Source organism: Pseudomonas sp., from assembly GCF_026224925.1.
In the GTDB taxonomy this organism is placed as follows: domain Bacteria; phylum Pseudomonadota; class Gammaproteobacteria; order Pseudomonadales; family Pseudomonadaceae; genus Aquipseudomonas.
Genome location: NZ_JAMFRV010000574.1, coordinates 1 through 14,153 on the forward strand (window position 1 = coordinate 1; position 14,153 = coordinate 14,153).

Here is a 14,153-nt window from a genome sequence, read left to right on the forward strand (position 1 = left end):
CATCGCGAGCTTGAAGTGCTCAAACTGATTGCTCAAGGCAGCTCAAATCTGCAAATTGCCGAGCAACTGTTCATCTCCCTGCACACGGTAAAAACCCACGCACGGCGCATTCACAGCAAACTGGGTGTCGAGCGGCGTACCCAAGCGGTGGCGAAAGCCAAAGCGCTAGGGTTAATGGCCTAAGAGACGTACGTACAAGGCACACGGTCTTTTCTTGCTTTCGCTGTCGGCAGCGTTACTTTAATCAAGCAATAAATATCGCTGCGCAATGGCTCTGAGGCGTGTTAATAGACGCACTTTTGAGCGGCTCACAATGTTCTCGTTTGGCAGGATGCCTTACGGGAGTGGGTCGTTTTAACCTTGGAGCTACTGTATGAACGTTGCAACGATTTTACCCCGCTTGAACTCGAATAGCTCTACCACTCTGTTGACCCAACAGGCCGGCATCATCGGCAAAGCCTCTGCACTCTATGTTGATCAACTGCGAAAAACGCCGTCGTTGCGCGAAGTCGCATGGGCACTGTTGAATCGCCGTTTGGACAGCCTTGTCCACGAGCCAAATCCAGACATTCTGTTTATCAATAACCAGGCCTCTGATGGTTCATTTTCCAGTTCAGTGGTCCTGACTGACGCTCTTCTACATGCACTAATCCATGGTGTTTCGGCGTTTAGACATGACAGTGTGGGTTTCTATATGCGTCACGACTCGGTGGATGATGCGCAGCGTGTGCCAGAGATGTCGGTGACAAACGTGTTAGAAATTATCGAGGAGTTAGTGCCAAGATTGCTAGCCGCCTATAACGACAGCTTGGATGAATTCTGGTCGACAACCATTGAAAGCTTCGATGAGCTGACAGGTGCCGAAGAGCTCGACAGGGGTACTCGGCATACAATGTTAAGTGCCCTGCAAAACGCCACGTTGAACAGTGAGGTAGAACTCCAGCACTTGCAGGGTGTACTGACATCGGACGAAAAGACGCGGCTGACTGAAGTGTTTGATGGACTATCCGAGACCGGCGTTTACAGGCTGTCACTGGAGGACAGTGAGGGTTCATTTGCAGAGCTGACCACGGCGTTCGTAGTCTCTCAAAGGGAAGAGACAGTTGATCTTCTGACTGCACAAAGCAGTGAGGGTGTGGTGTTTCTTCACACGTGCGACAGGGGATTGGAAAGATTTAATTCGTTTTCAATGCTGGAGAAGGCATTGGCCGAGCGTTTGGCCGATCCCGATGCTCGCCGTTTTCTGCTGGCGGATCTACTACTGTCAGACCGCGCACGTTTTGACGCCAATACCCCAGAAAGAATGGGTATTCGTGTTCACTTTGCGGTCGTCGTCAAGTCGCTGTTAAACGGTCGAACGCTTAGATTGCGGCGTAAGCAAACTCAGGATTTAGAGTACGTTTTCAATGACGCTCGACAGCACAACGAGGACTTGGCTGCGTTCCTTCGCAAAACCAGTGAAGTTCAATATATGCAGTTTTTCGATATTGCCCTAGAGGCCCGACTCGAGGAGTTAGCAGGGGAGGTGCGACGACGAGCGCGTCCTCATTGGTTGAGGACCGCCTCCGAGTGGGAGCGCGAGTCGTATGGGGTTTTTGAAGCGGAGTACTTGCGCCGGGAGCTGGCCGCCAGTGAGGCGTTGGCCGGACTGGAATCACTGGAAGGCTACGCCCTGGATAAAATTAAAAATTATATTCATCTGCACTTGGGCTACCTGGTAGACCCTGCGCGCATTTTCATAACGCTGCAGGACGACATCGAACTACGTGACGGAACACTCAAATACAGCCATAGAAAATCATTGCTTGAATTCGCTATCGAGGGACTTGCGACTCCTCATCCTACGTTGCAGCCAGTTATAGAGGTTCCTGAAGAGAGCCGCAACGCTGCTCTAACGTTCGAGTTCATGGTTAAGCTGATCGCTGAACTGGATATCCGGCACCATTACGGGCAGGAAATGCAGGATAGATACGTTCAGCCCGCTACCCTTCGGGCGATGGTTCATCTGCGAGACAGCACTATTTCGTTAAGTGCCTGGGCGGCAAAGCTTCAGGGTCATCTCTCGGATCGCGGCCTGGCGCTGATTAACACGGTAAGCGGTGATAAAATCAAACCCGGCTTTCGATCGTCCTTGGGCAGGCTCTCATTCGGGGGGGCACGCAATTACCTTCAAGACTTGATCGTATTCCACGAAATCCGCGATGCCGGCGACCCGGACGTACATTATGTACTGTATGCGCCTGGGGCCCCAGGCGGCCGCGATATGTTCGAGTTCGACAGCTGGCGTAAATTGGGTTTCGAAGTTGTCAGTTGGTTAAACGGCGAAAGTGGAGCGCGGTACGTATTAGACCAAACAGCGGAGGGCGTTCGAGCTGATATCTCAAATTTCATTTTTTCGATTCAGAGTATGCCGACCCGATGGCGTGAAATGAGTGTTGGATTTATTCCCTTTGCGGGCTGGAACTTCGAACAAAGTTTGAGCGCATTGGTGGGTTTCAAAATCGAGCGGTATCTTGCTGAGCAACAGATTGTCACACCGGGAGAGTACCTGGAAGACAGCTACGCTGACCGGCAAACACTGGCGCTGTTCAATGCCAGAATTGCCGCGCTAAACAGCGCTTACTCCAACATCACGACATTAGTGTCTTACCGTGATTATTGTCATGGCCAAGGCAAAAAAATGATTTCTGACTACTTAAAAACAATGGGGCTGCATCAAACGATTGACCCGGACACTGTTTATTTTGACGTGTACAGCAACGTGCGTGACGAGTCTCCCGACTTTAGTCGCTACACGCGCTTGGAAACCTTGACCAGCTTGTTCATGAAGGGTTACTCCAACGAGTACGCATTTAGTGATCGTGCGATTATGTATTCATCCATAGGTCAGGACCTGTCGGAACTGCCTTTGAGTTTTATTGACCGAAAGTTGCGCTCAGCCCTCGGGACCAATTACATCGATAAAATAAGCCGAGAGCTACAGGATCCCGGGCATCAACACTACGGCCGTCGCCGGGCGCTGTTTGCTAAACGCAAGCAGTTCGAGATGAACCGGGACGCTTTGATTGAGCGTCTGAACGGTCGGTTAACTCACGACCAATATCACTGGCTAATGCGATGCATAGTGAATTTCAGCTCGTCCCAAACCGACGACGATATCGGCAATAGTTCAGTTAGCTCGCTGCACCTTAACGATCGATTGATCGAGGGGCTTTTAATTTTTAAAGACTTTGACAGCGCTGACCCTGCCTACAGTCTGACCTATACGCCTGGCGCTCCTGATGGTCTGCTGTTCAGGAAAACGAGTGATATCGTTTCGACGATGCAGAATTCGGACATGCCTAATTACTACTACTTACGAGCAAGTTATAAGGATCAGCGTGTCATAGGATCGTTGGTCGATAAGCTGGGGAAAGGCGACGCTGACGGATCGAACATTGCACGCATTAATGGCCAACATCGAATTACCGACTTGGAGCGGCTATACGACCAGACCATTGAGCGCATGATTCAGGACGTCGACGATCAAACTTCAAGCGCTGGAGAATTGCTGCTGAATTTGGGTTACACGGTCGTAAAATGGACCGCCATAATCTTGCTATTACCGTTCCCGGCAGGTTCGTTAGCGGTGGGCTTGTTGGACACATCGATTACCCTTGTTCGAGGTTATCTGGCGTACTGCGACGGAGATCGGGCCTCTGCACTGATCTTTTTTGCGTGGGGAACCTACGGTTTAGCCATGGGGGGCTTAGGCGTCAAGACGGTTATAGAAGGCGGGAAAAATTTAGTGTGGGCTGGCGTTATTTGGTCGGGAAGAAAACTGTCGCCTCATGGAAAATATAACCTTCTCTCAGCTTGAATAGCGTCAGGAGCTAATGAATCGCCGCGTTAGGTGGCAAATGACTCAAGCGTTCAGTGAGCCGTAAGCGCTGAATCGGATCGTCACTCAGCAATAACGCATGCTCCAGGTCAAAGCGCTCTGCCTGTGGACACTCTAGCGTTTGATACAGGCTGGCTCGGGCCAAGTGATCACTGGTGGTCGCTTGGCCGAGTTCCAATACGCGGTCAGCATCTTTGAGCGCTGCCAAAAAGTCATCGTTCATTTGATGCAAGTGCCTGAGGTTTCGCGACAGTCGCTGCACCATGGCCATCTCGGTAGCTCGCACCATGTGTTCGGCTTTGAGTTGCATTTGCGGGCCAAATTGGCGCACCAGCAGTTCCCGGCAGTCTTTCGGATAAAGCCTGCGCCCGCCGCAAGGGTCAAGCAGGTGATCAGCACCCGGTACCCGTAGCAGGAAATGCCCGGGGAAATTAACCCCTTCCAGCGGGATCTCCAAACGCCTTGCCACTTCCAGCGCCACAATCGCCAGCCCTAACGGTTGTCCGCGCCGACGCTGCAGAATCTTGTGCAGCAGCGCCGTCTGCGGCTTTGGCTGACTCCCGTCATCCTGCTGAAACCCCAAGGTACTCAGGCGACGTAACAGTGGTTGAGCCAATTCGCTGGCTGGCAGCATAGGCAAAGTAGCGCTGATCTGACGTTTTAGATCCTCGACGATTTGCAAACCATGGGGCATTGAAAACTCAGGGTCGTGTTCGGCCGACACCCATAAAGCCGCTTCAAGGACAGATGGCGCAATGCGTTGCAGGCTGGCAAGGCAGGCTTGGCGTGGGGTCATTAACCTCTCCGGTGCAATCAGGCACAGTACTTCTTGAAGTGATTTATAAAGTCGGCCTTCGCACTCCCGTTTTAGCCCCAGCAGTAGATTTCGTCCAGCGTCCTCTTGTTTGGGCTTAATTGTGCCTGAGCGGTCCATCGTTTTTTTTTCCAACGCCTATACTCTCTGTAGAAAAGTAACCGGGAGCACCGCCTATGTTCGCTCTCATGCAAAGCTCACAAATGGAGACACTGCATTTCATCGTCGATCCGGAAACCGGACTTAAAGCAGTGATCGCGATTCATAACAGCCAAAGGGGCCCTGCTCTCGGAGGCTGTCGCTATATTGATTATGTCGACGAACAAAGTGCCATACAGGACGTCATTCGTCTGGCTCACAACATGAGTTATAAAGCGGTGCTGGCCGGTCTGCCCTATGGCGGCGGCAAAGCGGTGATCATGCGTCCAGCACACGTTCCTAATCGCGCGGCCTTGTTTGAGGCGTTCGGTCGGTTTATCGATAGCCTGGACGGGCGTTACATCACCGCCATCGACAGTGGCACTTCCAGTGCCGACATGGACTGCATTGCTCAGCACACCCAACACGTGACCAGCACCACTGAATCGGGAAACCCCTCACTGCACACCGCTATGGGCGTGTTCGCAGGCATCCGCACTACCGCCATGGCGCGTTTGGGCAGCGACAACCTCGAAGGTTTGCGCATCGCCGTGCAAGGGTTGGGAAATGTAGGCTACCCGCTGGCCGAACAATTACACGCTGCGGGGGCTGACTTGCTGGTCAGTGATCTGGACAGCGGCAAAGTTCAACTGGCCATGGAACAATTTGGCGCTCACCCGATTGCCTGCGATGCCTTGCACAGCACACCCTGCGATATATTTTCGCCGTGTGGGTTGGGCGGGGTGCTCAGCAGTAAAAGTGTTGGCGAACTGCGCTGCGCCGCCGTCGCGGGCGCGGCCAGTAACCAATTGAGTAACGTACAGGTTGCCGATCAGTTGGAGGGCCGAGGCATTCTCTATGCGCCAGACTATGTGATTAATTCAGGAGGACTTATTTACGTTGCGTTGCAACATCAGGGCGAGCCCTTAGGCACGATCACCGCGAATTTATCGCGGATCGGCGTCAGGTTGACCGAGGTATTTGCCCACGCTCAAGCGGAGAAACGTTCACCGGCCCATGTCGCTAATGCATTAGCGGAAAGGCTGTTGAGTGGAGGGTATTAAAAAAGATATAGGCAGGCGCCAATGTGTTGGCGAGAGGCCTGACGCGGTCTGCATCCTTAATATTGCCATCACTATCAATCCTGTTTTAGTGCTCAATAACATGGCGCCATTAATCACGCGCACTGGCGCACCGCCCATTCATTAATTCAATGGCCTTATTGTTGAATATCCGTTTGCGGGCGTGCACTGTAATGGCGTTATGGTTTGAGTTGCTTACGCCGTATCTGCTGGGCTCCACCATTAGCCTATCGGCCCTGAACTCGCCTTAGGCTTAATAGCCCTGGGTTTGCTGATCGTAAACGGGTTCGGCGCTTGAAACCGTGCGTTTTTCTTTCTTCCAAAAAGATGGCGCGCCTTCAAGTTCTTACCTTAAATTTTCCCTTGTCGTTCACCTGGAAAGTTGACGTGGTTTTCGCGCGCGCAGTTTCGCCTGAAATGTAACTTACAAAGATGGATGGCTACCGAAGAGTGTCCGCACATGGCTTTCTTTCCAGGTTTTCTGTCGGTGGTCTTCGTCGTTCGAAACCAGGCTGACACGCTCGAAGCACTGCTTTCAAATGCGACTGAACTCATCGCGTCTATCGTCAGCGATTACGAATTGATCGTCGTGGACAACGCATCCAGCGACGACAGTATTTCTCTGCTGAAACGGCTGACCGATGAAAGTGGTTTTGCCAACCTGCAAATCTACGCGTTGACCAAAGAAGTTGATCTGGATACGGCATCGTGGGTCGGACTGGAAAGTGCACTGGGGGATTTCGTGGCGGTGATTGATCCGCTGGCGGACGATATCGGTTATCTACCAACGATGCTTGAGAAGGCGGTAAGCGGCGCCGATGTGGTGTTTGTCTGCAATACCGAAAGACTGATGCAGAGCGTGCTCTACCGTTTTGCCTATCGGTTGTTTCACAGTGCTTACAGCTGGTTCAACAACATCCATTTGGCCAAGGAAGCGCCGCAGTACCGAATGCTGAGCAAGAAGGTGATCAATTTCATCCTGCAGCATCCCAAACCTGCGATGAGCTATCGCCACTTGCCCGCAACCGGGGGATTTGCGCGGGCTTACCTGAGTTACTCCGCAACGCCAAAACCTCAGCCGCGCAAAAGACTGGGCGACAGCGTTGACCGCGGCGTGCGGATGCTGGTTTCAAGTACCCGGGCGCCAATGAGGTTGGTCACGGCCTTGTCGCTGTTTGGTGCGGTGGTCAATCTTCTCTATTGCGGTTATGTAGTCGCCATTGCCGTCCTTAAAGCGGACGTCGCACCCGGCTGGGTGAGCCTTTCGCTTCAGGAGTCGGGAATGTTTTTCCTGACTTCGTTGGTGCTGCTGGTGTTGGGCGAATACATCCTGAACATGGCCAGCTTCTCCAACGAGGGGCCGCTTTATCACATTGGCCAGGAGTTCACGAGCGCCCGCATGACACGGCTCGAGAAACTAAACATTGAGGAAATCAACCCGATCTCGGTCATGAAACCAACTCTGGTCGGCGGGAAGTCATCTTGATCGCCGGTAATGCGCGCACATGCGAGGCAGTTATCATCGGTGGGGGGTTCTATGGGTCAGCCATTGCGGTCTATCTGGCCAAGGAACGCGGCTTCAGGAACATCGTTTTGCTGGAGCGCGAACCCGCGCTGCTGATGCGTGCTTCGTACAACAACCAGGCGCGCGTTCATAACGGTTATCACTACCCGCGCAGTTTTATCACTGCCTACCGCAGCCGAATCAATCTGCCGCGCTTCGTTCAGCAATGGCCCGAAGCGGTCAAGCAGGACTTCACCAAGCTCTACGCGATTGCTCGACACAATTCAAAGGTTACGGCGCGGCAATTCGAACGCTTCTGTCAGGACATCGGTGCGTCGATCAAACGCGCTGCTGTACCTGCCCGGGCGCTATTCGAGCCGCGCCTGATCGAAGATGTTTTTCAGGTTGAAGAGTACGCGTTTGACTCCACTCGGCTGGCGACCTGGGCCGAGCGCGAGCTTAGAGAGTGCGGGGTGCAGATCCGTTACCAGACACGTGCGACGGCCATCCATCAGGGCCCTGAGACAAGCCTTGAAGTGTTGACGGAAAAGGACGGGGTCGCTGAGCGCTTGTCTTGCCGCTACGCCTTCAATTGCAGCTACAGCGGCACCAATCATCTCGCCGGTGATTTTCCCGGCGTGCAGACCCGTCTCAAACAAGAGATCACCGAAATGGCATTGATGCAGATGCCGCCAGCCCTCGAAGGGGTTGGAATTACCGTCATGGACGGGCCGTTCTTTTCAGCGATGCCGTTCCCTGCGCGCAACTTGCACACGCTGTCCCACGTGCGCTTCACACCGCATCTGCACTGGGACGATGAGCGCGGTATCGACCCTTACGAAAAACTCAGATTGCACCCTCGCGAGAGCCGCGTGAATCGTATGGTGCGCGATGTCGGCCGGTACATACCGTCGATGCTCGCCGCTCGGCATGTCGACTCGCTGTACGAAGTGAAAACCGTGCTGGCGAAGAATGAAGTTGATGACGGCAGACCGATTTTGTTTGAAAAACACGCCACGCTGCCCGGCTGCTACTCGGTATTGGGCGGCAAGATCGACAACATCTATGACGTGCTGGAGAAGCTGAATGCTGAGGTCTTCTAATCTGCCACGCATTGCGCTGCTGCTGTGCGTGGTGATGTTGGCGTGTCTGTTCCTAACCCTCGCCACTCGCTCGGTATGGGTCGATGAAGCGATGGTGCTCAAGGCCGTCATCGAGCTGAAAACGCCCGCTGAATTTTTCAAACCGTTGGCTTATTACGATCAGGCCGAGCCGATGCTGGCGTCGCTGTTTTTCAAGGCAATATTGAGCCTCTTTCACTACAACATCGAACCGCTGCGTCTCGCGGTGCTGGTGGTGTCTTGCTTGCTGATTTCACCGATGTTCCTGGTGTTCAAACGTTATCGCTGGGGGGCGGTGGTGTTTCTGTTGGCGTTGATCGGTCACGGGTTTTCCACCGGAATGTTTGTGACCGAGCTCAAACATTACTTCTTGGAAGTATGCGTGAGCTACCTGGCGATCTTTGCTATCTGGAAGGCACAAGAGCGCAACAATCTGTATTGGCCGGTGATCATGGCCGCCGTCGTCAGCTTCATGGGCTTTTCGACCATCATGGTCTCGGGAGGGTTGCTGATTTATGGGTGTGTGATGTTCGTGACGCAGCCACGGGATGAAACGGCAATACGTAAATTAAGCGCGTTTGTCGTCTGCGGGTTGGTGGTCGGCGTCGCGTATCTGTTCATGAAGTCGCTGACGGTCTATCAACTGGGCAACTACGACGACTATTTCGCGAGTTCTGCCATGGGATCATTGGCGATCCTCGGACACGCAGTCTTGGGCGCCTACGGCAAGGCGTTGTTAGTCATTTCCGGCATTGCCAATATCGCGTTGCTGTTTAGCAAAAACCGGGGATTCTTGTTCAAGTTGAACCTGTTCTTCCTCGGATTGTTGTGTGTGGTCGTGGTCGGCCGGGTCGTCGGCTTTTACCCAGCAACCTACCCTAGGCACGTGATCTGGCTCGCGCCGTTCAGCCTGGTGATTGCCAGCTATGCCATCCTTGAGTTCACCGCTAACCCCACCAAAACCATCAAAGTCCTGGGCTGGGCGATGCTGATGCTTCTATCGCTGCAAGCGGCAAAAATGGGGTTCAACGAGTTCAAAGGCGTTAATTATGAGTACGTGGACAACAACGATTTCTACCGTCACATCGCTGACATGGAACCGACGCAGTTTCTAGTCTATCCCGATGCCCAGCCGTCACTTGAGTATTACTCGCTGCTGGAGCCGCGCCTGAACAAGCATCAATACGTGCGTGTGTATGACGAACTTACCCAGAAACGCGACCCCACGCAGGGCAAGGTGGAATACGAAGACTCCATCGTCCAGTTGCTGCGCCACAGGCCGGCCACGGATTTCTCGGTGCTGGTGTCCCACGTCAACCTGGATACTGACATCACTGGCCGGGGCAAGGCCCTTGTGGCTGAAATCAACCGTCTGAACTGCACCTACACCTCGTACTTCTACGTGTACAACGCCGAACTTATTCGCGTGCACTGCCCAATGGATGCCCAACTATGACGAATGGATTGATTGGTTATTCCGGCTTCGTGGGTTCGACGCTCTTGAAGCAGGCGGCTTTCGAGGCGCGCTACCGTTCGACCAATATTGGCGAGATTGAAGGCCGGTCATTCGACACACTGGTGTGTGCCGGCGCCCCGGCACAAAAGTGGATTGCCAATCGCGAACCTGCTGAGGACCTGCAGAAAATAGTAACGTTGATCGGCTATCTGCGAACTTTGACCTGCAAGACATTCATTTTGATCAGCACTGTGGATGTGTTCAAAAACCCATTGAACGTCGACGAAGACACGGCGGTCGACGAGCAGGGTCTGCACGCCTACGGCCTGCATCGCCGATTGTTGGAACGCTTTGTCGAAGCATACTTCCCGCAACACTTGATCGTTCGGTTGCCCGGTCTGGTGGGGCCTGGCCTGCGCAAAAACGTGATTTTCGACTTTCTGAATCGGAACAACCTGCAGGCCATCGACAGCCGCGGTTCGTTCCAGTTTTATCCGATGGTCAATCTCTGGTATGACATTCAGACCGCGCTGCAGGCAGGCCTGAGCTTGATTCACTTGACCGCCGAACCGATCACCGTGGCCGAAGTGTCGCAACATGGCTTCGGCCAATCGTTCGACAACGCCTTGAGCGGCACGGCAGCGGCTTACGCCATGCAAACCCGGCATGCGGCGATATTCGGCGCCAACGGCCTGTATCAATACAGCGCCCGCGATACATTGCAGGCTGTGAGGACTTACGCTCAGTCCGAACCGCTGACGGCTCAGGCCGGCGCAGGGGTGAAAACATGAGACTGGCCATTTCCAACATCGCTTGGGACACCTCGCAAGACTCAACCATCGCGCAGTTGCTACAGCGTTACTCGGTCGATGCCATAGACATCGCCCCAGGCAAGTACTTTCCTGACCCCGTCAACGCCACTGAGCAGGACATTGCACGCGTGCGCGAAGGATGGACGATGCAGGGTATCGAGATCACCGGCATGCAGGCGCTGCTGTTTGGCACCACTGGACTCAACGTGTTTGGCCCGCCGCAAAGCCGCGCGGCATTGTTGCGGCATTTGACAGCAGTCTGCCGCATCGGCGCCGGGCTGGGTGCAACACGCATCGTCTTTGGCTCACCCAAAAACCGGGACCGCAGTGGCCTGAGCGATCAACAGGCGGAGGCGATCGCCGTACCGTTTTTTCAATCCTTGGGACATATCGCCCAACAACATGATGTGATGATTTGTCTGGAACCGAACCCAGAGTGCTATGGCGCCAACTTCATGACCACCAGCGCGCAAACCGCTCATGTGGTTCGGCAGATCGATCACCCGTCTATTCGTATGCAACTGGACACCGGTTCACTGACCATCAGCGGTGAAACCCCCGACGAAGTGCTGCAAGCGGACGCCGGGCTGATCGGTCACATTCATGCCAGCGAGCGCGATCTGTTGCCTCTGGGCGATGGCGATACAGCGCATGCCGAGATGGCCGCTGCGGTCGCCCATTTTTTACCTAAACACATTGTCACCATCGAGATGCTCGCGACTAAACATGAGCCCCAGGCCGTGTCGATCGAACGCGCCTTGAATGTGGCTATCCACAATTACCGAACTGCAGTCCAAGGTGAGCATTCATGAAGTGGTTGATTCTGATTCTCGGGATTTTTTCCAATGCGTCTGCCAGCGTGCTGGTAAAAATGGCGATGATGCCCCCGCGTCGATTTCCCTCCCTCAGCGCCCCGCTGGAAGCCCTTAACAATTGGCCGTTCTGGCTTGGGCTCGGTCTTTATGGTGGTGCCTTTCTGCTCTACGCCGCCGCCTTGGCGCGGCTGCCATTGAACGTCGCCCACCCAGTGTTGACCGCCGGAGCCGTGGCAGCGGTAGCCTGTTCGTCGGTGTTGATCTTCCGTGAAGCCTTTCACTGGACAACCGGTGCCGGCATCCTGCTGGTAATCGCCGGTGTCGCTTTAATCACTGCGCGGGTGGCCTGATGACCGAGTCGACGGTTTCTCCTGATCAACCCTCAGCGACGCTAACGGCGCGACAGGTTCCGGCCTTCGACACGCCGTTGTGGCTAGGTCGACAACACGCGTGGTGCGTGGTGATCCCGGTAATCAACGAAGGCGAGCGCATCAAAAACTTGCTGGCGCGGATGAAGGCCCTTGCGGTGGAGGGGCTGGCTGACATCATCATCGTGGACGGTGGCAGCCACGATGGTTCGCTTGAACGCGATGCACTGCTAACGGCGGGCGTGCGCGGGCTGCTGGTGAAAACTGCACCGGGTAAGCTCAGCGCTCAGTTGCGTTGCGCCTATGCTTTCGCCCTTGATCAGGGCTATGAAGGGATTGTGACCATCGACGGTAACGACAAAGACGATCCCGAAGCGATCCCTCGCTTCATCGAGGCACTCAAGCAAGGCGTGGATTTTGTCCAGGCTTCGCGCTTCGTACCTGGCGGTATTGCGCAGAACACACCCAAGTCCCGGGATTTCGCCATTCGTTTCATCCATGCGCCGATGCTCAGCCTGGCGTCGGGTTTCAAATGGACCGACACCACTCAAGGATTTCGCGCCTACAGCCGTACGCTGTTGCTCGACCCACGCATGGCTATTTTCCGTGACGTGTTCAGCACCTATGAATTGCTCGCTTATCTGTCGTATCGCGCGCCGAAACTGGGCTATCGCTGCGTCGAATTACCCACCGTCAGGCGCTACCCGAAGGGAGAAGTGCCGACCAAGATCAGCAGCGTAAAGGGCAACCTCTCGGTTCTGGAAGTGTTGTTCCGCGCCTGTTTGGGCCTGTACAACCCCTGATGTCGGGACAGGACGTAAACAACGGCTGAATCAGCTGCCGTTGTTCTATGCCCGCGACATCAACCGCGCTTAACCACTACTCGCTTGGAGTAGTGCCTAGCTCGGCCAGAGCCCCTGCATTATTTTTAAAGGCGGCTGCGAAGATCGCGCGATTCTTAGCCATGAAAATACCGGCGTCTTCGGCCTGTTTTTCTGTCAGGTCAGCGACATTTTTTAGCAGAACCTCTGTGAGCGATTCGGCCAGCTCCAGCATTTGGTCGTGCGCGTCGGCGAGTTTACGGTCCACGAATGTAGTCTCCAAGTCGCGGGTACTGCGATACAGGGTTTCAACAGCCATTTTCGGCCTCGTCATCGGGTGCAGTATTAGAAGGGAGTTCCCTTGGGCTTTGTGTCTAGCTAAATCTACGGGCGTCGCATACTTTAGCGACTACTGTATTTTTATACAGGTAAAATCATAGGCCAACTTGTCCGGCTTGGATAGTGGCTTTTTTGCTTTGATGGTCCTTTTGCTCAGAGCGGGTTGTGTCTTGCGACAATCCACCACGTTCTCAACCATAGACTCTGGCATCTGTTCTGCTTGTTTTGTTAACGAAACGTGGCAAAAAAGGCGGCGTGACAGTAAATCGTCACGTCGGCACGGCATCATCTGCTCGAATTATTCAAGGAAGTGCATATTGAAAATCAATTGGGCTGAGTCTTTGCGTCGAAATGTTCACGGTCTGGCCGAGTCATTGGGGAATCTGTGCGTCGAGACGTTCCATTACATGGCGCTGTTCGCAATCGGCGGGGTAACGGCGTGGGCAGCCGTGATGGCGTTTCTGGAGATGCTGGAGAAGGGGCATATCACGGTAGATGACATTTTGCTGCTGTTCATCTACCTGGAACTGGGGGCGATGGTCGGAATTTACTTCAAAACCAATCACATGCCGGTGCGATTCCTTATTTACGTTGCGATCACAGCGTTGACGCGTCTGTTGATATCAGACGTTTCGCACCACAATCCGCCTGACTTGGGTGTGGTTTATCTTTCTGGTGCGATTTTGTTGCTGGCGTTTGCGATTCTGGTCGTGCGTTACGCGTCATCGCAGTTCCCGTCGGCGAAGATTCCAGACCCTGACAGCAAAGCAAGGGGCGCGCTGACCGAGGAAAAGGGCGAACTTTAGATCCCGGAGCAAAGCTGTGGTTGGTTGCTCAACCAGTTCTTGCGCGGGACTGGTTGATCCAGATAGTCGCTTTTCGTCATCTCGGTGAGAATTTCTATAGCGCTATGACCCTGCTCAATGGCGATACCAAACTGAACGCTTTGAATAAGCCGACGCAGGCGCTTCGGTTCATTACGTTGCTCTGCGCTAATCCAGCG

The 14,153-nt window shown here is 54.0% G+C and carries 14 protein-coding genes; 11 read left to right on the forward strand and 3 right to left on the reverse strand.

Annotated elements, in window-relative coordinates; translation table 11 throughout:
- On the forward strand, positions 1–183 hold a 183-nt coding region (locus M0974_RS23960; RefSeq protein ID WP_297842795.1), incomplete at its 5' end, for a LuxR C-terminal-related transcriptional regulator.
- Between the two features lie 190 nt (positions 184–373).
- Positions 374–3,859, forward strand: a complete 3,486-nt coding sequence (locus M0974_RS23965) for a DUF6543 domain-containing protein (protein ID WP_297842797.1) — start codon at positions 374–376, stop codon at positions 3,857–3,859.
- Between the two features lie 13 nt (positions 3,860–3,872).
- On the opposite strand, the gene M0974_RS23970 is transcribed toward M0974_RS23965, so the two are convergent.
- Positions 3,873–4,676: a transglutaminase family protein gene (locus M0974_RS23970; RefSeq protein WP_297842799.1), complete on the reverse strand. Its 804-nt coding sequence runs from the start codon at positions 4,674–4,676 to the stop codon at positions 3,873–3,875.
- A gap of 194 nt (positions 4,677–4,870) precedes the next feature.
- On the opposite strand from M0974_RS23970, the gene M0974_RS23975 reads away from it, so the two are divergent.
- From M0974_RS23975 to M0974_RS24010, 8 genes are all read left to right on the forward strand, one after another.
- Positions 4,871–5,896, forward strand: coding sequence for a Glu/Leu/Phe/Val dehydrogenase dimerization domain-containing protein (locus M0974_RS23975; protein WP_297842802.1), 1,026 nt, complete (start codon positions 4,871–4,873; stop codon positions 5,894–5,896).
- 478 nt (positions 5,897–6,374) lie between these two features.
- Positions 6,375–7,400 (forward strand): glycosyltransferase, encoded by a 1,026-nt coding sequence (locus M0974_RS23980; protein ID WP_297842804.1) that lies wholly within the window; start codon positions 6,375–6,377, stop codon positions 7,398–7,400.
- On the forward strand, positions 7,397–8,521 hold the full coding sequence (locus tag M0974_RS23985) for an FAD-binding oxidoreductase (RefSeq protein WP_297842807.1): 1,125 nt from the start codon (positions 7,397–7,399) through the stop codon (positions 8,519–8,521). Before M0974_RS23980 ends, M0974_RS23985 begins: the two co-directional genes overlap by 4 nt.
- Positions 8,505–9,995, forward strand: a complete 1,491-nt coding sequence (locus M0974_RS23990; RefSeq protein WP_297842809.1) for a hypothetical protein — start codon at positions 8,505–8,507, stop codon at positions 9,993–9,995. The genes M0974_RS23985 and M0974_RS23990 overlap by 17 nt, the downstream gene beginning before the upstream one ends.
- The gene (locus M0974_RS23995) at positions 9,992–10,786 is read left to right on the forward strand and encodes an NAD-dependent epimerase/dehydratase family protein (RefSeq protein WP_297842812.1); all 795 of its coding nucleotides are present in this window, start codon (positions 9,992–9,994) and stop codon (positions 10,784–10,786) included. Before M0974_RS23990 ends, M0974_RS23995 begins: the two co-directional genes overlap by 4 nt.
- Positions 10,783–11,619 (forward strand): TIM barrel protein, encoded by an 837-nt coding sequence (locus M0974_RS24000; protein ID WP_297842816.1) that lies wholly within the window; start codon positions 10,783–10,785, stop codon positions 11,617–11,619. The genes M0974_RS23995 and M0974_RS24000 overlap by 4 nt, the downstream gene beginning before the upstream one ends.
- Positions 11,616–11,972, forward strand: coding sequence for a multidrug transporter (locus M0974_RS24005; RefSeq protein WP_297842818.1), 357 nt, complete (start codon positions 11,616–11,618; stop codon positions 11,970–11,972). The genes M0974_RS24000 and M0974_RS24005 overlap by 4 nt, the downstream gene beginning before the upstream one ends.
- A complete protein-coding gene (locus tag M0974_RS24010; protein ID WP_297842823.1) occupies positions 11,972–12,793 on the forward strand; it encodes a glycosyltransferase family 2 protein in 822 nt (273 codons plus the stop codon). Before M0974_RS24005 ends, M0974_RS24010 begins: the two co-directional genes overlap by 1 nt.
- A gap of 76 nt (positions 12,794–12,869) precedes the next feature.
- Here M0974_RS24010 and M0974_RS24015 read toward each other — a convergent pair whose 3' ends face one another.
- On the reverse strand, positions 12,870–13,130 hold the full coding sequence (locus M0974_RS24015; protein WP_297842825.1) for a YebG family protein: 261 nt from the start codon (positions 13,128–13,130) through the stop codon (positions 12,870–12,872).
- Between the two features lie 337 nt (positions 13,131–13,467).
- Here M0974_RS24015 and M0974_RS24020 point away from each other — a divergent pair, with 337 nt between their 5' ends.
- On the forward strand, positions 13,468–13,956 hold the full coding sequence (locus M0974_RS24020; RefSeq protein WP_297842827.1) for a phosphate-starvation-inducible protein PsiE: 489 nt from the start codon (positions 13,468–13,470) through the stop codon (positions 13,954–13,956).
- On the opposite strand, the gene M0974_RS24025 is transcribed toward M0974_RS24020, so the two are convergent.
- A partial coding sequence (locus M0974_RS24025) for a DUF3509 domain-containing protein (RefSeq protein ID WP_297842830.1) occupies positions 13,953–14,153 on the reverse strand: 201 nt, incomplete at its 5' end. The genes M0974_RS24020 and M0974_RS24025 overlap by 4 nt on opposite strands.

What these genes read in the sequence shown, in the direction of transcription:
- M0974_RS23990 (WP_297842809.1), top strand. Translation starts at nt 8,505, where the DNA reads ATGCTGAGGTCTTCTAATCTGCCACGCATTGCGCTGCTGCTGTGCGTG.
- M0974_RS24000 (WP_297842816.1), top strand. Translation starts at nt 10,783, where the DNA reads ATGAGACTGGCCATTTCCAACATCGCTTGGGACACCTCGCAAGACTCA.
- M0974_RS23975 (WP_297842802.1), top strand. Translation starts at nt 4,871, where the DNA reads ATGTTCGCTCTCATGCAAAGCTCACAAATGGAGACACTGCATTTCATC.
- M0974_RS24015 (WP_297842825.1), bottom strand. Translation starts at nt 13,130, where the DNA reads ATGGCTGTTGAAACCCTGTATCGCAGTACCCGCGACTTGGAGACTACA.
- M0974_RS23980 (WP_297842804.1), top strand. Translation starts at nt 6,375, where the DNA reads ATGGCTTTCTTTCCAGGTTTTCTGTCGGTGGTCTTCGTCGTTCGAAAC.
- M0974_RS24010 (WP_297842823.1), top strand. Translation starts at nt 11,972, where the DNA reads ATGACCGAGTCGACGGTTTCTCCTGATCAACCCTCAGCGACGCTAACG.
- M0974_RS23995 (WP_297842812.1), top strand. Translation starts at nt 9,992, where the DNA reads ATGACGAATGGATTGATTGGTTATTCCGGCTTCGTGGGTTCGACGCTC.
- M0974_RS24005 (WP_297842818.1), top strand. Translation starts at nt 11,616, where the DNA reads ATGAAGTGGTTGATTCTGATTCTCGGGATTTTTTCCAATGCGTCTGCC.
- M0974_RS23965 (WP_297842797.1), top strand. Translation starts at nt 374, where the DNA reads ATGAACGTTGCAACGATTTTACCCCGCTTGAACTCGAATAGCTCTACC.
- M0974_RS23970 (WP_297842799.1), bottom strand. Translation starts at nt 4,676, where the DNA reads ATGACCCCACGCCAAGCCTGCCTTGCCAGCCTGCAACGCATTGCGCCA.